At 46.7% G+C, this 21,015-nt stretch carries 22 protein-coding genes; 10 read left to right on the forward strand and 12 right to left on the reverse strand.

Annotated elements, in window-relative coordinates:
• Nucleotides 1–38 precede the first annotated feature (38 nt).
• Both AC4EHJ_RS08895 and lepB read right to left on the reverse strand, forming a co-directional pair.
• A complete protein-coding gene (locus AC4EHJ_RS08895) occupies nucleotides 39–2,378 on the reverse strand; it encodes a purple acid phosphatase family protein (protein ID WP_490975203.1) in 2,340 nt (779 codons plus the stop codon).
• A 510-nt stretch (nucleotides 2,379–2,888) separates the two neighbouring features.
• Complete coding sequence (gene lepB, locus AC4EHJ_RS08900; protein WP_490975204.1) at nucleotides 2,889–3,422, reverse strand: signal peptidase I; 534 nt, start codon at nucleotides 3,420–3,422, stop codon at nucleotides 2,889–2,891.
• Between the two features lie 126 nt (nucleotides 3,423–3,548).
• On the opposite strand from lepB, the gene AC4EHJ_RS08905 reads away from it, so the two are divergent.
• From AC4EHJ_RS08905 to AC4EHJ_RS08915, 3 genes are all read left to right on the forward strand, one after another.
• Complete coding sequence (locus AC4EHJ_RS08905; RefSeq protein ID WP_490975205.1) at nucleotides 3,549–4,451, forward strand: acetamidase/formamidase family protein; 903 nt, start codon at nucleotides 3,549–3,551, stop codon at nucleotides 4,449–4,451.
• 108 nt (nucleotides 4,452–4,559) lie between these two features.
• Entirely contained in the window at nucleotides 4,560–5,579 is a 1,020-nt protein-coding gene (locus tag AC4EHJ_RS08910; RefSeq protein ID WP_490975206.1) for a YecA family protein, read from the forward strand.
• A gap of 336 nt (nucleotides 5,580–5,915) precedes the next feature.
• On the forward strand, nucleotides 5,916–6,425 hold the full coding sequence (locus AC4EHJ_RS08915) for a DUF421 domain-containing protein (protein ID WP_490975207.1): 510 nt from the start codon (nucleotides 5,916–5,918) through the stop codon (nucleotides 6,423–6,425).
• Nucleotides 6,426–6,487: 62 nt separating this feature from the next.
• Here AC4EHJ_RS08915 and AC4EHJ_RS08920 read toward each other — a convergent pair whose 3' ends face one another.
• Nucleotides 6,488–6,964 carry an acyl-CoA thioesterase gene (locus AC4EHJ_RS08920; protein WP_490975208.1) on the reverse strand — a complete coding sequence of 159 codons (477 nt, stop codon included), beginning with the start codon at nucleotides 6,962–6,964 and terminating at the stop codon, nucleotides 6,488–6,490.
• 79 nt (nucleotides 6,965–7,043) lie between these two features.
• Here AC4EHJ_RS08920 and AC4EHJ_RS08925 point away from each other — a divergent pair, with 79 nt between their 5' ends.
• Entirely contained in the window at nucleotides 7,044–7,862 is an 819-nt protein-coding gene (locus AC4EHJ_RS08925) for an AAC(3) family N-acetyltransferase (RefSeq protein ID WP_490975209.1), read from the forward strand.
• Nucleotides 7,863–7,933: 71 nt separating this feature from the next.
• On the opposite strand, the gene AC4EHJ_RS08930 is transcribed toward AC4EHJ_RS08925, so the two are convergent.
• The 4 genes from AC4EHJ_RS08930 to adh form a co-directional block, all read right to left on the reverse strand.
• A complete protein-coding gene (locus AC4EHJ_RS08930) occupies nucleotides 7,934–8,524 on the reverse strand; it encodes a Fic/DOC family protein (protein ID WP_490975210.1) in 591 nt (196 codons plus the stop codon).
• Nucleotides 8,517–8,705 (reverse strand): hypothetical protein, encoded by a 189-nt coding sequence (locus AC4EHJ_RS08935; protein ID WP_490975211.1) that lies wholly within the window; start codon nucleotides 8,703–8,705, stop codon nucleotides 8,517–8,519. The genes AC4EHJ_RS08930 and AC4EHJ_RS08935 overlap by 8 nt, the downstream gene beginning before the upstream one ends.
• Nucleotides 8,706–9,190: 485 nt before the next feature.
• Nucleotides 9,191–9,553 carry a DUF779 domain-containing protein gene (locus AC4EHJ_RS08940; protein WP_490975212.1) on the reverse strand — a complete coding sequence of 121 codons (363 nt, stop codon included), beginning with the start codon at nucleotides 9,551–9,553 and terminating at the stop codon, nucleotides 9,191–9,193.
• Nucleotides 9,554–9,574: 21 nt separating this feature from the next.
• Entirely contained in the window at nucleotides 9,575–11,095 is a 1,521-nt protein-coding gene (gene adh / locus AC4EHJ_RS08945; RefSeq protein WP_490975643.1) for an aldehyde dehydrogenase, read from the reverse strand.
• 235 nt (nucleotides 11,096–11,330) lie between these two features.
• On the opposite strand from adh, the gene rluF reads away from it, so the two are divergent.
• Both rluF and AC4EHJ_RS08955 read left to right on the forward strand, forming a co-directional pair.
• Entirely contained in the window at nucleotides 11,331–12,038 is a 708-nt protein-coding gene (gene rluF, locus AC4EHJ_RS08950; RefSeq protein WP_490975213.1) for a 23S rRNA pseudouridine(2604) synthase RluF, read from the forward strand.
• An 11-nt stretch (nucleotides 12,039–12,049) separates the two neighbouring features.
• Nucleotides 12,050–12,766, forward strand: coding sequence for a DUF6904 family protein (locus AC4EHJ_RS08955; RefSeq protein ID WP_490975214.1), 717 nt, complete (start codon nucleotides 12,050–12,052; stop codon nucleotides 12,764–12,766).
• A 171-nt stretch (nucleotides 12,767–12,937) separates the two neighbouring features.
• Here AC4EHJ_RS08955 and AC4EHJ_RS08960 read toward each other — a convergent pair whose 3' ends face one another.
• From AC4EHJ_RS08960 to AC4EHJ_RS08980, 5 genes are all read right to left on the reverse strand, one after another.
• On the reverse strand, nucleotides 12,938–13,237 hold the full coding sequence (locus AC4EHJ_RS08960; protein WP_490975215.1) for an AraC family ligand binding domain-containing protein: 300 nt from the start codon (nucleotides 13,235–13,237) through the stop codon (nucleotides 12,938–12,940).
• An 84-nt stretch (nucleotides 13,238–13,321) separates the two neighbouring features.
• A complete protein-coding gene (locus tag AC4EHJ_RS08965; protein WP_490975216.1) occupies nucleotides 13,322–14,044 on the reverse strand; it encodes an amino acid ABC transporter ATP-binding protein in 723 nt (240 codons plus the stop codon).
• Between the two features lie 12 nt (nucleotides 14,045–14,056).
• On the reverse strand, nucleotides 14,057–14,725 hold the full coding sequence (locus AC4EHJ_RS08970) for an amino acid ABC transporter permease (RefSeq protein ID WP_490975217.1): 669 nt from the start codon (nucleotides 14,723–14,725) through the stop codon (nucleotides 14,057–14,059).
• A gap of 28 nt (nucleotides 14,726–14,753) precedes the next feature.
• A complete protein-coding gene (locus AC4EHJ_RS08975; RefSeq protein ID WP_490975218.1) occupies nucleotides 14,754–15,590 on the reverse strand; it encodes a transporter substrate-binding domain-containing protein in 837 nt (278 codons plus the stop codon).
• 81 nt (nucleotides 15,591–15,671) lie between these two features.
• Nucleotides 15,672–16,514 (reverse strand): MurR/RpiR family transcriptional regulator, encoded by an 843-nt coding sequence (locus tag AC4EHJ_RS08980; protein WP_490975219.1) that lies wholly within the window; start codon nucleotides 16,512–16,514, stop codon nucleotides 15,672–15,674.
• A 468-nt stretch (nucleotides 16,515–16,982) separates the two neighbouring features.
• Here AC4EHJ_RS08980 and AC4EHJ_RS08985 point away from each other — a divergent pair, with 468 nt between their 5' ends.
• Genes AC4EHJ_RS08985 through AC4EHJ_RS09000 form a run of 4 tightly spaced genes read left to right on the forward strand, consistent with a single transcriptional unit; the run spans nucleotide 16,983 to nucleotide 20,987 of the window.
• Nucleotides 16,983–17,741 carry a carotenoid biosynthesis protein gene (locus AC4EHJ_RS08985; protein WP_490975220.1) on the forward strand — a complete coding sequence of 253 codons (759 nt, stop codon included), beginning with the start codon at nucleotides 16,983–16,985 and terminating at the stop codon, nucleotides 17,739–17,741.
• Complete coding sequence (locus AC4EHJ_RS08990) at nucleotides 17,738–18,412, forward strand: lysophospholipid acyltransferase family protein (RefSeq protein WP_490975221.1); 675 nt, start codon at nucleotides 17,738–17,740, stop codon at nucleotides 18,410–18,412. Before AC4EHJ_RS08985 ends, AC4EHJ_RS08990 begins: the two co-directional genes overlap by 4 nt.
• Nucleotides 18,413–18,414: 2 nt before the next feature.
• On the forward strand, nucleotides 18,415–19,515 hold the full coding sequence (locus AC4EHJ_RS08995) for a glycosyltransferase family 2 protein (protein WP_490975222.1): 1,101 nt from the start codon (nucleotides 18,415–18,417) through the stop codon (nucleotides 19,513–19,515).
• Nucleotides 19,512–20,987: a phytoene desaturase family protein gene (locus AC4EHJ_RS09000; RefSeq protein WP_490975223.1), complete on the forward strand. Its 1,476-nt coding sequence runs from the start codon at nucleotides 19,512–19,514 to the stop codon at nucleotides 20,985–20,987. Before AC4EHJ_RS08995 ends, AC4EHJ_RS09000 begins: the two co-directional genes overlap by 4 nt.
• Nucleotides 20,988–21,015: the final 28 nt, after the last annotated feature.

Here is a 21,015-nt window from a genome sequence, read left to right on the forward strand (position 1 = left end):
TATAAAAAGGAGAGCCTACGCGGCTCTCCTTTTTATGTTCAGTCTGTTTTCAAGCTTACGACAAACTTCATATCCCAATAAACATCGGAACTTTGCGGGCTGTCTTGATGCACTTCCACTGCAAGGACGTTTTCCCCATCTGCCAGATTAGCCAATGCGTCTCTATCCAACGTGATGCGCGTCAATTTATTCTCGGGAGGTATATTTTCTTCGTCCAGATCATTCAAATGGTCGTCATACTCAACTTCAACGTCCGCCATATTATAGCGGCCGATTTCTTCGCCATTCAGATAAATAATCGCTGCGTCATCCGCTTCGAGGTCAATGATGCCGAAATCGCCGATTGCATCGAAGTCATCGATATTGAACGATGTCCGGAAATAGGAAGTCGCGTATTTGTCGGATTCGTCATCCCCGTAACCGATGATTGTCTGGATTTCCCCGAAGGGTTCACGTTCATCGCCTTCCGGATAACCAAGAGGCGCTTGCCCGTCTTCCCAGTCATTATCGTCAAAATCAGGCAGCATCCAGTCAGAGCCGGGATCTGAGCCGTCGTCCAAATAAGTCCAGTCGGATTCGGCTTCCAGCAACGTCGTTTCTTCATGGTCGACAATTGACAGCAAAACCGGGTCAGTTGTCAGACTTTGGCCATCCGCCTTAACTTCCGCCCATATTTCGACTTCTCCAGGCTCGGCGTTTTCCGCTATGCTGACAACTCCGGTCCGAGAAATGGAAATGGCCCCTTCCGGCTCTGTCCGATAGACGATATTTTCTTCGAAAAGGTCATATTGCCCGCCTTCTGTATTGATGCCGGCGACGTCAAGGACAACCTCGGGATAGAAATCTGTCGGTTCGGTCGGTAAAATCGTCCCCGTCGCCGTCAGAGCTGCTTCGCTCAGGCCCGGTACTTCGACTTCAATGGAACTATCTTTGATGATCTTATACGTATCGACAACGTCCATCGTATCGGTTCGGTATGTGATGAATTCCAGGCTTGTCGGCGTCACTGCGACGTTCATGAATGTCGGCACTCCGAGCTGTTCTCTTACTGCAGAATAAGGCTCGGGATCTGTATTCATCGGGTAGAACTTGCTGCCGCTTGCCGAGTTGCCGGTCAGGTAAATCGTCCCTTCAGGGTTGATCACCGCCCCGTCTTCGATCATATGGTTTTTCAGCGGCTTAAAGCCTTTCATCTGGTGGGTCCTGACATAGGAATGGTCATGCCCCATCAATACAGCATCGAATTCCAATTTATCGATTGCCGGAACGAGCTGCTCCCTCAAGCCGAGGACATGGTCGCTCGTCGAATGCACTGCGGCGCTGTAAATGGAATGGTGGAAAACGAGGAACTTCCACTTGAAGTCCTGGCCGGCAGTCGCCTCTATCGTTTCTTCCATGAATTGGACGTGCTCTTCTCCATTTGTTTGGTTCGAATTCAGATTGATGAATAACGCATCGCCATATGTGAAATAATAATTCCCTCCTGAACTGTCATAATTGCCGAGTGCGGCATTCTGGTTCGGGACATTGAAATGGTATTCATAAAAAATCGTATTATCGTGATTCCCGATAGTTGTGGCAGTCGGCACGTGCTTCAGCGCATCCGGGGCAAAATAAGCTTCATATTCTTCTTCCAAATTCCGGTTCTCGACTTGATCCCCAGCGGATTGGATAAAACTCGTCATCGGATACTTGTCCAAAGCCTTTTCCAAAGTTTCGTTCCAGCCGGCTATATCCGCTTTCAAATTTCCGGAAGCACCGATTTGCGGATCACCCATCAACAGGAAATTATACGAATCGGTTTCCCGGGTGTGGAAGCTGTATGTTCCGCTCCAGTTGCCATAGCCGTCGCCCACTCGGTAGATATATTCGGTAGAAGGCTCAAGGCCGGATATAGCTGCTTCGTTGGATGCGTATCCGATGGAAGCGATATCCGAATGGGCCATGCTCTTCTGTACAGCGGCAGCTTCAGTGCCCGCAGTGAAACGGCTTCCCGCTTTGGCATACTCGACGACTCCGGGATTGCGAGTGTCCGGAGAATACCAGGAAAAGTTCATTTCTTGCTCAGTGCGCCCTGGAGCGAATGCGATCGAACTGACGAGGTAGCGCGATGTATCCGGAAAGACAGTCGGACCGCTCCGGTCGAGCAGCAAGTAGAAGCGGTCATATTGCTCTTTGTAGCTGCCCGAGAAATTCAGCAGCTCTTTCGACAATTGAACGTTTCTCTCTTCGATTTCAGCGCTTTCAGCCAAGGCCAGTGCAGTTTCGGATTCGCCTTCTGCTGCTGCGCTTTCCGTCCCTGACAAGCATATGAAGCTTAATAAGGCTGCCGCTCCGATAAATTCAACAACTTTGGATTTCATAGGAATCAGCCGCATCGTCTTCACTCCACTTCATTGATTTCTTTCAAACCTCCAGCAGCGAACTGCCTAAATGCCGAAAATTTCTGGAAACACACTGGTTGTAAAAAATTGGATGAACGGCATTTGATAGACCCATGACTTAAGGTGAATACTTCTAAAATATAGAAGAGCATAAATACTCAAATCTCTTTCAAAATAGAGACAGATAAACCCTATTTTAATCCATATAATGGAATCTTAATTCCTTAATACAAAATTCAACATTTATTAATTGACTTTTCAGACTTTTATTATATCCTACACTGTTTATGGATAAAAAGAAACCTCTTTGAATAGGAAATATGTACTTATTAGACGTTCATCCATGCAAAAAGTTCGTAGTTTTGTCAACTTCACCATATTTTTGACGGAACATTAACAATAGCCTCAGTTTCACCATTTTTTCAAATAGCCTAATAGCCAAAAGAATAGCCCGCTAAAATAGCGAGCTTCTCTAAATAGAAATTCTAAATAAATCATTTTATTTCATTCGATTGCACCTAGATTTTCAAAGGGCTCAAGGCGCAGCTTCACTTCTCCAACGATTGCTTTGTCGAGCACGAATCCGATTTCCCTTGAATCCACGCTGTTTAGCCGATTGTCGCCCAGCACGAAATATGCCCCGCCAGGCACCGTGAATTCCTCGAAATCCTCTGTCAGTTTTCCCAGCCCCTGCTCACTGGCTAAAACGCGGTTTTCCTCCAGGTAAGCTTCTTGAACCGGCGTACCGTTTAGGAACAGCCGGTCATCGTCCATGCTAATCTTATCTCCCGGAATACCGATTACACGCTTGATGAAGTTTCTGTCCCCAGGCGTCTTAAACACGATTATGTCAAAGTTATCGATATCGCTGAGTTTCACGATCAAGACTTTATCGGCTTCCTCGAAAGTAGGCATCATCGATGTGCCGTGCACTTCTACAGGCTCAAAAAGAAATTGACGGGCCAAAAGCACGATCAGCGCGGTGAACAATAGGATTTTCATCCAGGCAATAAGTTCTTGGATTGCGCCTTCAGCCATCTCTTCCACCCCGTTCTCTGTAGTACATCCATTTTACTACAGCCAAAAGCGCTTGCACATTCGTTTTGCTATTCAATATCCGGATTGCTACAATTGTGTAAATATTAAAAATAGGAGGACTAAAGCATGAAAACCTTATCAACAAATCATGTCATCTACAGCTTTTCCCATTTGAACGAACCTGTCATGAAGGTGCAGCCGGGCGATACAGTAGCCATTGAAACCTATGATTGCTTCCAGAATCAGCTTCAATCTGCCGAACAGGAAGTCGCGGCCATCGATTGGAATGAAATAAACCCCGCTACGGGGCCGATTTTTATTGAAGGCGCAGGAATCGGCGATTTGCTGAAAGTGACCATCGACGAACTCGAAATTGGCACTCAAGGCGTTATGGTGACCGGTCCGGATTTAGGTGTCATGGGACATCGCCTCGAAAAAATGGAATCGAAAATCATTCCAATAGAAGGCGGTAAAGCTATTTTTAGTGATCAGCTCCATATTCCTTTGAACCCGATGATCGGAGTTATCGGTGTTGCCCCTGACGGCCCTCCGATTTCTTGCGGCACTCCAGGAGCACATGGCGGCAATATGGATACGAAACTGATTACAAAAGGTGCAGTTCTCTACTTCCCGGTCTTTGCCGAAGGTGCACTTTTCGCATTGGGGGATTTCCATGCCGCCATGGGCGACGGCGAAGTCAGTGTATCAGGCATTGAAGTGCCGGGACGCGCGACGGTTACATTTGACGTCATCAAAGGCCGGCATTCGAAATATCCGGTTCTCCAAAACAGCGACGGTTTTGCACTCCTCGTTTCTGCCATGACGCTCGACGAAGCGGTCAAAATAGCGGTGGAGGAAACAATTGATCTGCTGCTGCCGCATACCGATTTGAGCGTCAGCGACATGACAATGCTCATGAGCGCGGCCGGCCAGGCACAAATCAGCCAAGTCGTGGATCCGCTTGTGACGGTGCGCTTTTTTGTCCCACAATACGTATTGGATTCGCTCAATATCAAATTATTCTCTTAATGAAGATTTATTTAGGCATTTCAGGAGTGCGGCGGCGTCAGAATCGTCCGACTTTTGAGCCCCGCTCCTTTTTATGTTACACTCAAGAAAAACTTGTAGGTGATAAGAATGGTAGGAAGAAATGACCCATGCCCATGCGGCAGCGGAAAGAAGTATAAAAAATGTCACGGGAAACAGCAAACGGTTTCCATCAATGACATGGTAAATGACGAATTGTTCAAAGTACGCCAGCAATTTTTCTCGGATAACCCGAATCAGGAACAGCTTCCGGCGTTCCGTGAACTTCAGCAGCAATGGCAGCCTCGCTTGATGCAGTCAATGGCTGAAAACGATGCGCAAGCTTTTGTCATCGAAAATTTCCTGTTCATGCAAAAGCCTGAACTATGGGCAGACTTTTTAACAAAACAGGTTGAAGCGGCTCAGCGTCCAACAACCAAAGAAGTTCTTGAAAACTGGAAAAATGTAAAAGTATTCCTTGGCCAATATGTTGCCGGAAACGATACTTCTGCACAATTCAAAGATGCTTTTACAGGCGAAGTCTTCAAAATGACTGACCAGCCTCCGACAGATATGCAGGACAATCAAGGATTATTGGCTATTTTGCTGCCAGATGCACGCATCGGCGAAGAAGGCGCATTGTTCTTGAACGGCTATTTGACAGTTGTCGGCGAATTCAACCCGTTCTTTGAACAGTTGAAAGCGCAAATGGCTTCCGAAAATGCTACTGACGGTACTGCTTATTTGTACGACAATTATTTGGCAGTCGTTGAGATGATCGTTAAATATTCGACAGGCTCGGTCGATGAAAGCCTTGAGCTTTCGCCTGAACACCAATCGGTTATGAACGAGCTTAACAAACATATTGAACAGGCGGATTTTGATGCCGAAACAGTTGATAATGTGACAAGCATCCTGAACAGCTATCTTGTGAGCCAACAACCGACTGTCCAAAAGCCTGAAGCACTTGTTGCCGGCTATTGGAGATTCCTGCAGGACCACGAATTGATCAAAGGGCCAATGCTTGCGCCTAAGGACCTCAGCGAAAAATTCGGTGTTTCTTCAAGCACAATCCTAAAACGTTCAAAAGAATTCGGATCTTATTTCGAAGAGCTTTTAGCAAAAAGTTAATCAGCAATAAAGGCGCGGCTTAGGCCGCGCCTTTTTCATGCCATTTTACCCACAAAGCCAAGTCCTGCAACGATTTTCAACCTGTTTGAAAGCGAAAATTTAATATAAATCCGTTTGTTTGCAGAAATCCAGGGAATCAGGAGAATATGTGGGTTATTTATTGAGAGAGACAGATTTCCCCGTCGCCAAGTGCATTAATCTGCGTCTTATGCACAAGATTTATGGCTTACCTGTGTGGTGTGGGGATAAAAACGTTCTTTTTCCCTAAAAAAACCTTATCAACATGTTGATAAGGTTTTGCGGCGAAATGTTACTCAAATAAAGGAGGACAAGAAGATGTTCGAAATCACATTGAACAGTTTTATCCGAATTGTCACCGTCGGTTTTCTGGCGTATATCGGCCTCGTATTCTTTTTACGCACTTCCGGAAAACGGACATTAACGAAATTGAACGCTTTCGATTTGGTCGTAACCGTAGCATTGGGGTCGACGCTTGCGACGGTTTTATTGAGCAAAGACGTCAGCTTGCTCGAAGGGATGACTGCCTTCGCTTTGTTGATCATCATGCAGTACTTGATGACGTTTCTGGCAGTCCGTTCGAAAGGCTTTGCCAATTTCATCAAATCTGAACCGAAGTTACTGTATAGCGGCGGCTCGTTTTTGGAAGAGGCGATGAAGAAAGAACGAATTACGGAAAACGAGATTCTTCAAGCGGTGCGGAACCAAGGAACAGGAAGCATGGACAAAGTCCAGGCAATTGTTCTGGAAACCGACGGCAGCCTGTCAGTCATCAGCGGTGAACCAGGCAATACCCTGAACAATGTAGAAATGAACAGTGAGCAATAGCTCCGGTTAGCAGCAAGCAAATGCATAAAAAAAGGTTCCGGAGGATTCCGGAACCTTTTTTTTTATGACCTTGGGGTTTTTACCCGTTGTTTGCGGTGCTCCCGGCGGGCAGGTGCACTTTCAAAAAAGAGCTTCTCTCCTGCGGATTCCGGAATCACAGCTGGGACCTGCGCCGGTTTGCCGTCTTCTCCCATTGCGACCATCGTCAGGAACGATTCGGTAGTCAGCCGCTCTTCCCCAGTCTGCAAATTATGCGATTTCACGCGTACGTAAACTTCCATTGAAGTTCTGCCCGTAGACGTTACATTCGCTTCAAGTTCCAACACATCGCCGACGTGTGCGGAGGACAGAAAGTCAACCGAGTCAATCGACGCTGTTACTACTTGTTTGCGGGAATGCTTCATAGCGGAAATTCCGGCAATCTCATCGATATAGGCAAGCACCTTGCCTCCGAAAATTGAGTTCATGTGATTCGTATCCGGGGGCAATACCAGTTTTGTCTGGATTGTCCGTGATTCCTTCATCGGCCTTGTTTCCATTTTCAACACTCCTTCTGCTTCTTGCTGTTTTTAAATACACTTCCCTTCTATGATATATTAAAAATAAGGGGGAGTAACAATGACAGAATTATTGAGAATTTTGAACACACCTGAATTCCAATCCAAAAAAACCTTGAAAGGCCAATTGGAGGAGCTGGGAATAAAAGAAGGTGACTCACTCATTGTCCATTCATCGCTTAAGTCGATGGGATGGATTGCAGGAGGCCCTCAGGCGGTCGTTGAGGCATTAATAGAGACAATTACCGTAAAAGGGACCTTAGTTATGCCTGCGCAGTCAGCGGATAACTCAGACCCTTCTTATTGGATGGCGCCGCCCATCCCGGAAAATTGGCATCAACCATTGCGTGATGAGCTTCCAGCGTATGATCCTCACCTGACGCCCATGCGTGGCATGGGCAAAATCGCTGAATGCCTGCACCGCCACCCGGACACGATCCGCAGTCCGCATCCAGCCCACTCCTTTATGGCTTGGGGCATAAATGCCGCTCATTGGATGAGCGAGCAGCCAATCGAAAATTCTTTCGGACCCGGGTCGCCGCTTGGCAAAATGATGGAAGCGGATGTGAAAATCGTATTGCTCGGCACCGGTTTTGATTCATGCACAGCTTTGCATTATGCAGAGTTTGTCCAAAGCGACAGAACTACATCCCCACAAGGCGCCGCTATTATGAAAGACGGCGAGCGGATCTGGCAGCAATTCGACTGCGTGGATATGGACTCTGAGCGTTTCCCTGAAATCGCCAAAGCATACCCGGGAGCTATCACAACCGGCAGACTTGGCCAAGCTGAAGTTCAGATTGCCCCTATGCGTCCGCTTGTCGAATTCGGCATCGAATGGCTGAAAGCCAATCCTTCGCCAAAAGAAGAACAATCATAAAAGCCTGTCCATCGGAGTGGACTGCCCTTCCATCTATTTCATGGAGAGGCAGCCCAATAATGGACAGGCTTTTATGTATAGACGATTTCATCCAATAAATCCTCAAGGCGGGTATTGCTGGCGTTGAAAGAATCCACGAACGCATTGATAATGTCAGCAGGTTCCGCTATGTTCTCCCAATCCAGCCGGTATCCGGCGTTCAAGGCAAGCTGGCGGGCGAATTCCCTTACCGTCCTGCCATTCCCTTCACGAAAAGGATGCAAAGCATTCAGTTCCGCCAAATAATGGGCAAGGCGGGGAATGAATTGGCTGCGCGGCAAGCCTTTCAGGTAGTTGTCCTGCTTTAGCTCCACAAAGATTCTGCGCAATTCCGCATCGATGAACTTTGGATGCGCAAAAGACGAAGAACCTTTCGAAATCATCTCTTCCCGAATTTTCCCAGCAAAAGGATAGACATCCTGCAGGATAGAGCGGTGGATTTCAATAAAAGCTTCCATATCAACCGGATCGGCGGGTTTTTTAATACGCAATTCCGATAACCGGAACAGCGTATAGACTTTTTCCAGCTCTTTCAGTTTTTCTTCATCCATTAAGTTGAACAGATTGACCAGTACCTCCGACTCGGGGTAGCAGTACATAGAGCTATGCTGGTACTTAGACATTGAATTTCGACTTGATGGCCCGGTGGAATTGAGCTTCCGTCCGTTCGCCAGTCAACACCGACCTCACAAAATTCTCATCCTCGTTTGTTACATCAAAGCCTTCAGTCACTAAAGAATGTGCAGCATAAGAAATTGCATGGCTGGCTTGTTCATGGGAAACACGGTTAACTAATTTCGTCAAGTTCATGACCACCTTTCGTTTTCCAATCATACCATTTTTCTGCCCTTTTTTCCATCCTTAACCCCTATTCCATAAGGTTTTCAGCGATTTTTTTGCACAAAAAAACCGGATGCTGAAGCACCCGGTTTTCAGTTTGTTGAAAAGCAGAATTATAAAAGTAATAAAGTATATTTTGACATTGATATTCCGCAAAACAGCCCCGCTTTCCTGCGGGCTTGCGCCGAACTAACTCGTGCTGACGCCCGAGTTAGTTCGGCACTTCGTCGCTACGCTGCCCCGTGGGAGTCGGAGCTGTTTTGCTCCAAATCTGAATATTCGCCGGAAATTCAGAGAGCATATTTTCATGTTCTTCGATAAAAGAAATGATTCTCTATTAGGAAATACCTTTGAATGATGCGGAACGCGTCCGCCTAGAGCGAAATGAAAAGACACTACTAGAAATTTTCTCGACAAAAAAAACCGGATGCCGAAGCACCCGGTTTTCTTTATGCCTGCTGCTGCAGTTCTTTGGTTTCTTCGGCTGTAAAAGGCCGGGATCTCGTTAAGAACCGTTTGCCTTCCACGCCTTCCAACGAAAACATGCCGCCGCGCCCATTCACAACATCAATAATCAGCTGTGTATGGCTCCAGTACTCGAATTGGTTTTTATGCATATAGAATTTGCTGCCACCGATTTCGCCGAGCAGCACATCCTGGTCGCCTAGAAACAAATCGCCTACCGGATAGCACATCGGTGAACTGCCATCACAGCAGCCTCCCGATTGGTGGAACATGACCGGTCCGTGTTTCTTTTTCAGCAATTCAATCAGCTCAAGTGCCGCTTCTGTTGCAATTACTCGTTGGACCATCTTAATCCCTTCTTTCCTTGATCAAAAGAACCCTTGTTTGTCATCACTGTAGCTGACAAGCATATTTTTCGTCTGCTGGTAATGGTCTAGCATCATTTTGTGGTTCTCACGTCCGACGCCGGACATTTTGTAGCCCCCGAATGCTGCGTGTGCAGGGTATTGGTGGTAGCAGTTTGTCCAAACACGGCCAGCTTGGATGCCGCGTCCGAAACGGTAAGCCGTATTCGTGTCGCGCGTCCAGATTCCCGCTCCCAATCCATATAACGTATCGTTAGCGATTTCAAGCGCTTCTTCTTTTGTTTTGAATGTCGTAACCGAAACGACCGGCCCGAAAATCTCTTCTTGGAAAACGCGCATCTTGTTATTGCCTTTAAAGACAGTAGGCTTGATATAATAGCCTTCTGCTAAGTCTCCTTCAAGTATATTGCGGTCTCCGCCAATCAATACTTCAGCACCTTCTTGCTTGCCGATATCCAGGTAAGACATGATTTTTTCCATTTGTTCTTGTGAAGCTTGAGCGCCCATCATTGTTTCAGGATCAAGCGGATTGCCGATTTTAATTGCAGCAACGCGTTTTAAAGCGCGCTCCATGAATGCATCGTAGATATCTTCGTGGATCAGTACGCGTGAAGGGCATGTACATACTTCGCCTTGGTTTAAGGCAAACATGACAAAACCTTCAATCGCTTTATCCAGGAATGCATCGTCTTCATCCATTATGTCTTTGAAGAAGATATTCGGTGATTTACCGCCAAGCTCCAATGTTACCGGAATCAAGTTTTGCGACGCGTATTGCATGATCATACGGCCTGTTGTCGTTTCACCCGTAAATGCCACTTTTGCAACGCGCGGGCTTGAAGCAAGCGGTTTGCCTGCTTCCAATCCGAAGCCGTTGACGATGTTCAATACGCCTGGTGGAATCAGATCGCCTACCAGTTCAGCCCAAACGAGAATGCTCGCCGGTGTCTGTTCAGCAGGTTTCAAGACGACGCAGTTTCCAGCTGCAAGTGCAGGTGCAAGTTTCCAGACAGCCATCAGCAACGGGAAGTTCCAAGGAATGATCTGGCCCACGACGCCCAGCGGCTCATGGAAATGATAAGCTACCGTATCTTCGTCAATTTGGCTGATCGAACCTTCTTGCGCGCGGATCACACCCGCGAAATAGCGGAAATGATCAATTGCCAAAGGAATATCGGCATTCAAGGTTTCACGGACTGCTTTTCCGTTATCCCAAGTTTCAGCGACTGCCAATAATTCCAGGTTTTCTTCCATGCGGTCTGCAATTTTCAATAATATATTTGAGCGGACAGTAGTCGATGTTTTGCCCCATGCCTCTTTTGCCGCATGTGCAGCGTCAAGCGCCGCTTCTACGTCTTCAGCTGTCGAACGCGCCACTTCTGTGAATTTTTTGCCGTTTACTGGAGAAACATTATCAAAATACTGGCCATTCGCCGGAGCTCGCCACTCTCCATTTATAAAGTTTTCGTACCTTTCCTTAAAAGAGTGTTTCGCTCCTTGCGTGTTCGGCATCGCATATTCCATTACCATTCTGTTTCCTCCCTTTATCTTTTTTGCCTTTCTTGTATGCGCTTACATTCCCTTAGAAAAAGAGTGCTGCACATCAAGAAACAGCTTCCCTTCTATATTGTCAAAAAAATTAGAAAATTGCAAGCGATTTGGATAAATTCTAGGTCCCATTTCACATCGTTTTGTTTATTCGGCCTGAAGGGTATACTGTTTAATAGAAAAAGAAATAAGCAATGAAGGGATTTTATTTATGCGAATCAATAAGTTTTTGAGTGAAACGGGCATCACCTCGCGCCGCGGCGCCGATAAATTCATCGAAGCAGGACGTGTCACTATCAATGGCCAGCTGGCGGAACTTGGCAGCAAAGTCGGACCGCGCGACGAAGTCCAAGTCGATGGCAAAATCATTGAACAACCGCAAGAAGAATACGTCTACATCGCGCTCAACAAACCCGTTGGCATTACAAGTACGACCGAGCGCCATATCGAAGGCAATATTGTGGATTTCGTCAACCATCCTTTGCGTATCTTCCACGTCGGTAGGCTGGACAAGGATTCGGAAGGTTTGATTTTGCTGACGAACGACGGCGACATTGTCAACGAGATTCTACGGGCGGAAAATGAACACGAAAAAGAATACATCGTCAAAGTGGATATGCCGATTACAGAATCTTTCTTGAAGAAAATGTCGGAAGGCGTTGAGATTCTTGATACAAAAACGCTGCCGGCTAAAGCTGAGAAGATTTCGAAATTCTCATTCCGCTTGACGATCCGACAAGGATTGAACCGTCAGATCCGGCGCATGTGCCAAGCGCTCGGCTATGAAGTCCGCGATTTGAAGCGGGTGCGCATTATGAACATTCACCTAGGCGGCTTATCGACAGGCGAATGGCGGAATCTGACAGAGGAAGAACGCAACGACCTGTTCCGCGAACTCGACTACAAACCTAAACGATAGGAGACAGATACATGCTGACATTGCAGAACACCCCTAACCACGCAGGCGTTAAGATAAGCGGTGATTATTTCGATCTTGAAGAATTGAACAAAGCGATTTACCATGTAATCGGCGATGAAAACAAATACCATAATTATACCGGCTCCCGGACCCGGATTCTTGGGATTTCCCACGCAATCCGCCAAGCCGCGCTTGGCGAACGCAATTTGGAAACTGTTTTTAACGGTTTGACGGAACACGCAAAAAAACAAAAGAGCTTTATATCTCCTGATAAAAATATCTATTTCTCTACGGAAGTGCTGTGGCCTGAAATCTTATACGCAGCGGTGGCACTCAAGGATTTTGTCCGCCTGCACCGCGAAGAATCCACATTCCCCGACTGGGAGCCAGAAGTGCACGTTATCACTCATTTCCAGTCGCTTGTGCTGGATTGCCTTCACGGCCAAGTGCCTGAAGAAGAATACCAGATCATCATGAAGACATTCAGCCAATCTTCTTCTGTCGGTGATTATGCTATCCAATACATCGATTTTCTCAATCTGAAGTTTATCGATATGGCGAAGCAGCAGCGTGAAAAAGCGCTGTCTGCTGTCGCGATGAAGATTGCTGTGCAAGACAACGAATACACCGCATTTCGCCAGCAGGTGCTGGCAGCGGCAAATCCATCCAAAAAAAGCATACACGAAATTTACTTTAAAGCTGATTACCCTGAACAGATTGATTGGTGACATGAAAAGTGCAGGCGCCTTGCTAGGCCCGACAAGCGCTGGAGGGCTTGGCTTGAATGGCGCTTTTTGCCATTCTAAACAAGACCGAAGCGTCTCGAGGGCCTAGGCGCCGGAGCTGGACAATAAGAAAAACAGGCACCGGCGTGAATTCACGCTGGCGCCTGTTTTTTCTTAACGCTTGATCTGCAGTACCATGAAATCACTGACTTCTTCTGCCCGTAAGCTATGCTTCTCACCAGGAGCCATATGGAGCATATTGTGTTGGGACACTTCAACTTCCCTGCCCTCTACCGTGAAAATCACTTTCCCTCTTTTGACGATGATGAGAACATCCGCATCCACTTCATGCTCCGCTACCGTCTGCCCGATCTGCAGCTGCATGTTCACCACATTGGTGTTGTTAAAACTCAGCACTTTTTCGATATGCTTATGGGTGTCGTTCAAATAATAAGGCGTTTCAATCAATTCCATGCCGGCACCTCCCTTTTCTTCACCTAATTCGACATAAAACCCCGGATTCCTTTGCTTACGGAATCCGGGGTTTTCACGATTTTCTTATTCGACCAATTGGATAAATTGTTTTGTGCGTTCGTGCTGAGGATTTTCAAAGAACGTTTTTGGATCTGCCGATTCAATGATTGTCCCCTGGTCGATCATAATCACACGGTCCGCTACTTCTTTTGCGAACTTCATCTCGTGCGTCACGACGACCATCGTCATTCCTTCTTCCGCAAGCTGTTTCATGACCTGCAGAACTTCTCCGACCAATTCAGGATCGAGAGCAGAAGTAGGTTCATCGAATAGCATGACCTTCGGTTTCATTGCAAGAGACCGCGCAATTGCCACCCGCTGCTTTTGGCCGCCAGAAAGTTTGCTGGGATAAACATCCGCCTTATCTTCAAGGCCGACCTTTTTCAGAAGCTCCATTCCCAGCTTTTTCGCTTCTTCTTTTTTCATTTTTTTCACCGTAATCGGCGCTTCAATGACATTTTCCAAAACGGTTTTATGTGGGAACAAGTTGAAGTGTTGGAAAACCATCCCGACTTCCGCTCTGATTTGAGGCAAATTCTCTTTTTTAGGGTCGATTGTATGACCGTCAATTGTAATTTTCCCGCTATTGATCATTTCTAAAAAGTTAAAACACCTGAGAAGCGTACTTTTTCCGGATCCACTGACCCCGACCAGAACGACAACCTCTTGGGGCTTCACATGCAAATCAATGCCTTTTAGCACTTCAAGGTCGCCAAAGGATTTGTGTATATTTTCTCCGATTATCATGTTTAACCCTCCTTAGGCTTTGTCCACATCGAGTTTATTTTCGTATAAGCGCAATAGGTACGTAAAGATCATTACGAGTACCAAGTAATACAGCGCGACAACCAGGAACGACTCAAACGGCTGGAAAGATTGTGCTGCTTCACGGTTCGCAAGTGCGAAGATTTCCGATACCCCGATAATATAAACCAGCGACGAATCTTTCAATGTAATGATGAACTGGTTGCCAAGCGGTGGAATCGAACGGCGTAAGGCTTGTGGAAAGACGATGCGCTGCATGGTCTGTCTCCGATTCATGCCAAGCGACATACTCGCCTCACGCTGCCCAGGGTCGACGCCCTGAATGGCGCCGCGGAAAATTTCCGCAATATACGCACCGTTATGGACACCTAGAGCAATGGCGCCTGCCCAGAAATTATCCATTGTGTAAATTTCCACTATCCCGAAGTACAGGAACATGATTTGAACGATCAGCGGTGTTCCGCGGATGACCGTAATATAAATATTAGCAATTCCCCTCAGGATTTTCGATCCCGAAATTTTCATCAAGGCAAATACCAAACCGATTACCGTACCCAGAATGACACCGATTGCGGTCAATTGCAGCGTGACAACTGTCGCTTCCAGGAATCCCTGATAGGTCCGCATAAATACTTCATATACTGTTGCAAATAATTCTAACATTAACACCATTCCTCCCTAGGCCAAATGATTATTTGAGGATCTCGACTCCTTCAAGATCTACGTCAAGGAGGTTACGGCCAAACCATTTATCAGAGATTTCTTCATATGTGCCGTTTTCAATGATTGCAGCCAATGCTTCGTTCACTGCAGCCAGCAATTCTTCATCTTCTTTGTTTACTGCAACAGCTGCTTGCTCAATCCAAAGTGGATCACCGACTATTTCGACTTCAAGACCGGCTTTTTGTGCTTCAAAGCCTACTACGTCAGCCGTGATGACCGCATCCAAACGTCCTTCGATTGCTAAATCCTGCAATGCGACAACATCACTATTGTAATACTGAATATCTTCCGTGTATTTTTGTGCAGCTGTATCGTATGTGCTTTGTCCTACAACACCAATTTTCTTACCTTCCAGATCAGCTTCCGAAGTGATTTCAGTGTTACCTTCGCGTACGAAGATTACACCACCTGAGTAATAATATGGATCAGAGAACGAAACTTGCTTTTCACGCTCTTCTGTAATCGCCATCGATCCGATAATCGCATCGAAACGGTTAGTTGTTAGACCCTGGATAATTGTTTCCCATGGTGTTGTGATTGGATTCGGCTCAAGGCCCATTTCCTCTGAAATTGCATTGCTGACATCAATATCAAACCCTGTCAAAGTCCCGCCTTCTGTAAAATTGAACGGTTTGTACAGACCGCTTGAAGCTGTTGTGAATTTGCCTTCCTCCACTAGATTCAAATCGCTGCCGCCTTCAGTGCTTGATCCTCCCGAACCGGCTGAGTCTTCTGAACCTCCGCAAGCTGCCATAAGCATCCCTGCTGATAGAATTACACCTAAAAATGATAATTTCTTTTTCATATTGTTCTCCCCTTTTCGTTGTTTATGATTGACCAAAGCGCCGCAGCGTTTCGGGACTTGCCAGTAAGTTGAGCGTCCTTTTTATAAAAATATGTCTTTCTCTTTGTATACCTCTTCTACTTTTATCAAATTCCCCTTCACTTTCGCATGCTCCTTTACATAAACGAAGCGCATGATGGAAGTCAGCAAAGCGTGGACAGCTGTGTAGGAATCGATGTTCAAATTGGAATTCAACGCAACCGGCAGCAAAATATCCGCGTATTCGCCAGCAGGTGAATCACTGGCATCGGTCAGCACAATCACTTGTGCGCCCCGCTTTTTCGCTGTGCCGAGTGTTTCGATCAATGCTCGAGTATAGCGCGGAAACGCAAAGGCAATTAAAATGTCGCCTTCCTTGACCTTCGATAATTGGCTGTAATATCGCCCTTCGGAAGAAACGATCATTTCCGTTTGGCCGAGCGACATGTCCAGCCAGCCTGAAAACCAATGCGCCAGCCCGAAATCGAAAAAATTGCTGGTGACGTAAATGTGTTTTGCGGAACTGATCATATCGACTACTTGAAGCAGCTTTTCTTCATCAATGGATTGCTTGAGCTTTACGATGCTCAAAATATCCGCATCCAGCAAATTCTCCAAAAAAGATTGATCCACTTCCGGTTCCAGTATTTCCTGTTCCGCCTGTACCAGCCTTTCTTCCGCCAATTTCCGTTGAATCACCTGCTGAAATTCAGCATATCCTTTGTAACCAAGCTTCTGCGTCCAGCGAATCACCGTTGATTCACTGACGTTCACCCGTCTCCCTACTTCAAGAGCTGATGAAAATGCCAGGAAAATGGGTTCTTTAACAAATAAATCTCCCACTTTTTTTTGGCCAGAGCTGAAATCTTTATAAGATCCCGAAACTTTACGCAGTATTTCCTGCATGCCAACCGCCTCCAACACAAGAACTTACTCAAATACCTATAAAAAGTATACTACCTTGCAGGGAATCCTGCAATACTTTACTGAATATTCCCTGAAGCCATTTATTTATATTTATTCTATGTTTGAACCTTTTACTCAATTTAAGGTGTTTTTTATGCAGTTATTATGTATTTTTTAAATGCGCGGTGTATAGATCGGCCTGCAAAGGGAGGCTTGCAGGAGGCGGAGTCGAAAAATTCGGTTTAAAACAGAAGTTTTTTTGCAGGAAATACTTCGCTCAATTGCATCTTATTGAAAAATTCCCTTCCAACTTAAACTGTAAACCTGAATTTTTCATGTTTTTTGAATTAAAAGGATTTCCTTTCGGAGACACGAATTAGAAAGAGGAAGCAATACGATAAAAACGCCAGGACATGAAATAAAACATAAGTATTGTATAATAATTGTATAATATTAGTATCGGAGTGGATGAATGTGAAGTGGCAAGATCGAATTTTCTGGCTGTTTATCGTATGGTACAGCATTGGCATAGTGCTGTTGAGTTTTGATTTATTGCCTTGGTGGCTGGAATGGGCGAATGCATTTTTCCTGATGCTTGCCGGAACACTTGGTTTTCTTTATTTTTATCACCTGTTCGGAAAAACAGCCGGCATTTCGTTGGGCATTTTCATCTTCCTGTTTACGTTTATCGTGGAGGGGGCTGGCGCAGGTACTGACTTCCTTTTCGGCTCTTACGATTACACAAAAAGCTTCGCGCCCAACCTGTTTGGAGTGCCTATTGCTATCGGCTTCGCCTGGCTGATGGTCATGGCGACCACCCACGTGCTTGCACGGTGGATAGTGCCTTCCGGGGGGATTTTATATGCCTTTGCCGGAGCTATAGGCGCCGTCATCATCGACTTGATTATCGACCCCGTAGCTTTCCTTTTGAAAGAATATTGGATTTGGCAAGACACAGGCATCTATTACGGTATCCCGTGGACCAATTTCACCGGATGGTTTACCGTCGCTTTCGTCCTTCACTTGCTCATTGACTGGCTGATGAAACGGCAGGGCCTCCAAACCCGCGCTTCCATTCTCGAAAAACGGATGGTCCTCTTATACATATTAATCACAGCTATGTTCGTGCTGCTTGGCGCCTTGGGCGGCTTGTGGCTTGCCGCATTGCTGACCACCACCCTTGCAGCCGGATTCACGGCGTGGGCATGGAGAAGGAGGCCTGCATGATTCCCGCGAAAAAAATTTATTTATTCGATAAAGGATTTGAATTGTATTTGAATCCGCTTCTTCGCCGATTTTTTTCCGCCCTTCTCGGCCGTGGCATGCAAAAGCCGCCGGCAAATCCTGTAATCTTTATCGCCAACCACAGTTCATGGTGGGACGGGCTCTTGTTCTTTTTCCTGAACCGCACTGTGTGGAAGCATAACATCCATATGATGATGGACGAAAAAGGGTTGGTTCAATACAGCTTTTTCCGTTTTCTCGGTGCATTTTCCATCAACCGCGCAAAACCGAAAGATATTCTCGCCTCGCTGCAATACGCAGAAAAGCTGCTGCAAAACGGCAAATCTGTTGTGCTGTTTCCGCAAGGCGACGAGTTCCATCAGGAAAAACGGCCGCTGGGCTTCAGTGCCGGAATCACCTATTTGATGGAACGCTGTCCGGACATCCCGGTCGTTCCGTTGAGCTTCTATTATTCATTCCGCCATGTCCAAAAGCCGGAAGTGTGGATACTGCAGGGTCCGGCGTTCCGCCTGAATGATCTTGCAGGAAACAGCCGTAAAAAGCAGACAGCGGAAATCGAACAGCTTTCAACGCAACAGCTTGATGAGTTGAAGAGATTTGTGGTGGCAGAAGACACTGCCGCATTTGAAGACTTATTGAAAAGGGGGAAATAGCTATGCTATTGTTCATCAGCGTACTTTCGTTTTTTTTGCTGTGGACCATTTTTAACAGCTTTTTCCTCCCTGCGCTGCCAGCCAAGGCAAACTTTTCTGCAGGACCGGCCATTTCTGTACTGATCCCGATGCGCAATGAAGAGCATAATGCTGCGACTTTGGTAGCCTGCCTGAAAGCTGCGGATTATCCGAATATGGAATTCATCATCTTAAACGATCAATCGACAGACCGGACCGGTGAGATTCTTTCCCAGCTGACTGCCGGCGACAGCCGTTTCACCCTTTTACAAGGTCGGGAACTACCGACAGGCTGGGTTGGAAAAGTCCATGCCTGCCACCAATTGCAGCAGCACGCCCAAGGCGAATACCTGCTGTTCATTGATGCCGATATCCGCTTTGTCCCGGAGGCGTTCGGGCAAGCATTGTCGTTGATGCAGCAAAAAAATGCGAAGTTATTGTCCGGTTTTCCAGCGTTCGATGTGCCGCCTTTTTTAAGCAAGTTATTGGTGCCGATGCAACATTTCGTTGTGTTTTTCCATCTTCCGCTGGCAGTGGCCAACCGGACGAATATCCCGTCCACCACAGCAGCAAACGGCATGTGGATGATGTTCGAACGCAAAGCATACGAAACAATCGGCGGCCATGCAGCAGTTTCGGACTCTCTTGTGGAAGATGTCCACATCGCCAGGCTGATGAAGGCATCAGGAAAGAAAATGCTGCTCGCCAACATTACTCGCTCTGTGCGCTGCCGCATGTACGACACAAACCATGACGTATGGGAGGGCTTTCTGAAAAACAGCTATGCAGGCATCGGCCGATCGCCTTTGATGGCTGCAGGCTTGAGCCTTTTCTATGGAGCATTTTACGTAGCTCCTCTGTTTTTACTATTATATGGGCTGTTTTTTGCAAAGCCGCTTTATGCCGTCCCTTATGTCTTGACTGTAATGCAGCAGCTTTATGTGCTGCTCATGACCCGCCAGCATTGGCAGCTGGCGTTCTTAATGCCTGCGCAGGCGGCCGCAATGATTGCCGTACTGCTTCACTCAATGTGGAAAGCATGGCGCAAAAAACCGTATTCCTGGAAAGGCAGGCAGTATTCATGAAAAAAGTGATTATTATCGGTGGCGGACTTGGCGGACTTTCTTCAGCTGTCACTTTGGCACATGCCGGATTCCAAGTGCATTTATTCGAACAGAACGACCATCTCGGCGGCAAATTGATGCCGGTTTCTTTGGGCAGCTATACGTTTGACTTTGGACCGAATACAATCACGATGCCGCATGTATTCAAAGGAATCATTGAGCAGACCGGCGAGCGGGCAGAAGATTATTTCGAACTTCTGCCGCTCCGATCCCATACCCGCAACTATTTTCGGGATGGCTCCACAATTGAGTTTTCTTCAGACCCGGAAAAGATGGCTGCCGAAATTGCTCGTTCGTCGATAGGCGACGCTGCCAATTACCCGAAATTCCTGAAGGAAATCAGCCGCCTTTACAGATTATCCGAACGCTATTTCTTCCCCGCAACGTTCCAATCCTGGCGCGATTACCTTTCTCCTTCTCTCGGCAGCGCTTTGCTGCAGGCACGGCCGGCAGAAACCTTAGATCATTTTTTCAAGCGTTATTTTTCAAACCCGAACTTGCTGCAGGCTCTTGGCCGCTACGCAACTTATATCGGATCTTCACCTTATAAAGCGCCTGCCACTTTTGCGATGATTGCATATCTCGAACTGGTAGAAGGCGTCTATTATACGAAAGGCGGAAATGTCCGCATTGCGGAAGCTTTTGCGGCTGTTGCCAGAAAGAACGGGGCTGTGCTGCAGACCGGAACAAGCATAGAGCGGATACTGGTCAATAACGGCAGCGTCAGCGGTGTAGAGCTGGCAGGCGGAGAGAAAGTCGAGGCGGATCTGGTCATTTTAAATGGTGATCTCTTGAGTGCTTATCCCGAATTGGTGGATGAAAAGCTGCGCCCTTCTTTTCCCGATGCGAAAGCAGCAAGTTTCGAACCTTCTATCTCAGCATTCGTTATAACCGCAGGGCTGAGAGGACATGTGCCGGAACTCAAGCATCATAATGTATTTTTCTCCGGAGATTACCGACAGGAATTTGCCGATTTGTTTGATCACCAGCAATACAGCGACGAACCGACGGTCTATATTAGTAACTCCTCTTTCACCGATCCTACCGTATCTCCGGATGGCAGCAATTTGTTTATTTTAGTCAACGCACCTGCCCTGACAAAAGAAGGGCAGCTGCAGATCGATCCTGAGCAATACAAAGAACGAATTTATGATTTTCTGGAAAGCTACAGCGTGGAAATCCGCAGCCGCCTCGCCGTGGAAAAAGTGTTCACTCCTTCTTTTATAAAGGAAACGTTTGGCTCGTGGCGCGGCGCCTTGTATGGCCCTTCTTCCCATCGCAAAGCGAATGCCTTCCTGCGGCCTGCAAATGCAAGCCCGGATATCTCCAATTTATATTTCATAAGCGGCAGCACGCATCCCGGCGGCGGCTCCCCGATTGTTACAATGGGTGGACAGAATTTGGCAAACCGCATCATCAAGCAGCACAAATAAAAGGCTTCAGCACCGTTTTGCGCTGAAG

The sequence above is a fragment of the Planococcus sp. TJ-301 genome (assembly GCF_058268475.1).

What these genes read in the sequence shown, in the direction of transcription:
- AC4EHJ_RS08895 (WP_490975203.1), bottom strand. Translation starts at nt 2,378, where the DNA reads ATGCGGCTGATTCCTATGAAATCCAAAGTTGTTGAATTTATCGGAGCG.
- lepB (WP_490975204.1), bottom strand. Translation starts at nt 3,422, where the DNA reads ATGGCTGAAGGCGCAATCCAAGAACTTATTGCCTGGATGAAAATCCTA.
- AC4EHJ_RS08905 (WP_490975205.1), top strand. Translation starts at nt 3,549, where the DNA reads ATGAAAACCTTATCAACAAATCATGTCATCTACAGCTTTTCCCATTTG.
- AC4EHJ_RS08910 (WP_490975206.1), top strand. Translation starts at nt 4,560, where the DNA reads ATGGTAGGAAGAAATGACCCATGCCCATGCGGCAGCGGAAAGAAGTAT.
- AC4EHJ_RS08915 (WP_490975207.1), top strand. Translation starts at nt 5,916, where the DNA reads ATGTTCGAAATCACATTGAACAGTTTTATCCGAATTGTCACCGTCGGT.
- AC4EHJ_RS08920 (WP_490975208.1), bottom strand. Translation starts at nt 6,964, where the DNA reads ATGGAAACAAGGCCGATGAAGGAATCACGGACAATCCAGACAAAACTG.
- AC4EHJ_RS08925 (WP_490975209.1), top strand. Translation starts at nt 7,044, where the DNA reads ATGACAGAATTATTGAGAATTTTGAACACACCTGAATTCCAATCCAAA.
- AC4EHJ_RS08930 (WP_490975210.1), bottom strand. Translation starts at nt 8,524, where the DNA reads ATGTCTAAGTACCAGCATAGCTCTATGTACTGCTACCCCGAGTCGGAG.
- AC4EHJ_RS08940 (WP_490975212.1), bottom strand. Translation starts at nt 9,553, where the DNA reads ATGGTCCAACGAGTAATTGCAACAGAAGCGGCACTTGAGCTGATTGAA.
- adh (WP_490975643.1), bottom strand. Translation starts at nt 11,095, where the DNA reads ATGGAATATGCGATGCCGAACACGCAAGGAGCGAAACACTCTTTTAAG.
- rluF (WP_490975213.1), top strand. Translation starts at nt 11,331, where the DNA reads ATGCGAATCAATAAGTTTTTGAGTGAAACGGGCATCACCTCGCGCCGC.
- AC4EHJ_RS08955 (WP_490975214.1), top strand. Translation starts at nt 12,050, where the DNA reads ATGCTGACATTGCAGAACACCCCTAACCACGCAGGCGTTAAGATAAGC.
- AC4EHJ_RS08960 (WP_490975215.1), bottom strand. Translation starts at nt 13,237, where the DNA reads ATGGAATTGATTGAAACGCCTTATTATTTGAACGACACCCATAAGCAT.
- AC4EHJ_RS08965 (WP_490975216.1), bottom strand. Translation starts at nt 14,044, where the DNA reads ATGATAATCGGAGAAAATATACACAAATCCTTTGGCGACCTTGAAGTG.
- AC4EHJ_RS08970 (WP_490975217.1), bottom strand. Translation starts at nt 14,725, where the DNA reads ATGTTAGAATTATTTGCAACAGTATATGAAGTATTTATGCGGACCTAT.
- AC4EHJ_RS08975 (WP_490975218.1), bottom strand. Translation starts at nt 15,590, where the DNA reads ATGAAAAAGAAATTATCATTTTTAGGTGTAATTCTATCAGCAGGGATG.
- AC4EHJ_RS08980 (WP_490975219.1), bottom strand. Translation starts at nt 16,514, where the DNA reads ATGCAGGAAATACTGCGTAAAGTTTCGGGATCTTATAAAGATTTCAGC.
- AC4EHJ_RS08985 (WP_490975220.1), top strand. Translation starts at nt 16,983, where the DNA reads ATGAATGTGAAGTGGCAAGATCGAATTTTCTGGCTGTTTATCGTATGG.
- AC4EHJ_RS08990 (WP_490975221.1), top strand. Translation starts at nt 17,738, where the DNA reads ATGATTCCCGCGAAAAAAATTTATTTATTCGATAAAGGATTTGAATTG.
- AC4EHJ_RS08995 (WP_490975222.1), top strand. Translation starts at nt 18,415, where the DNA reads ATGCTATTGTTCATCAGCGTACTTTCGTTTTTTTTGCTGTGGACCATT.
- AC4EHJ_RS09000 (WP_490975223.1), top strand. Translation starts at nt 19,512, where the DNA reads ATGAAAAAAGTGATTATTATCGGTGGCGGACTTGGCGGACTTTCTTCA.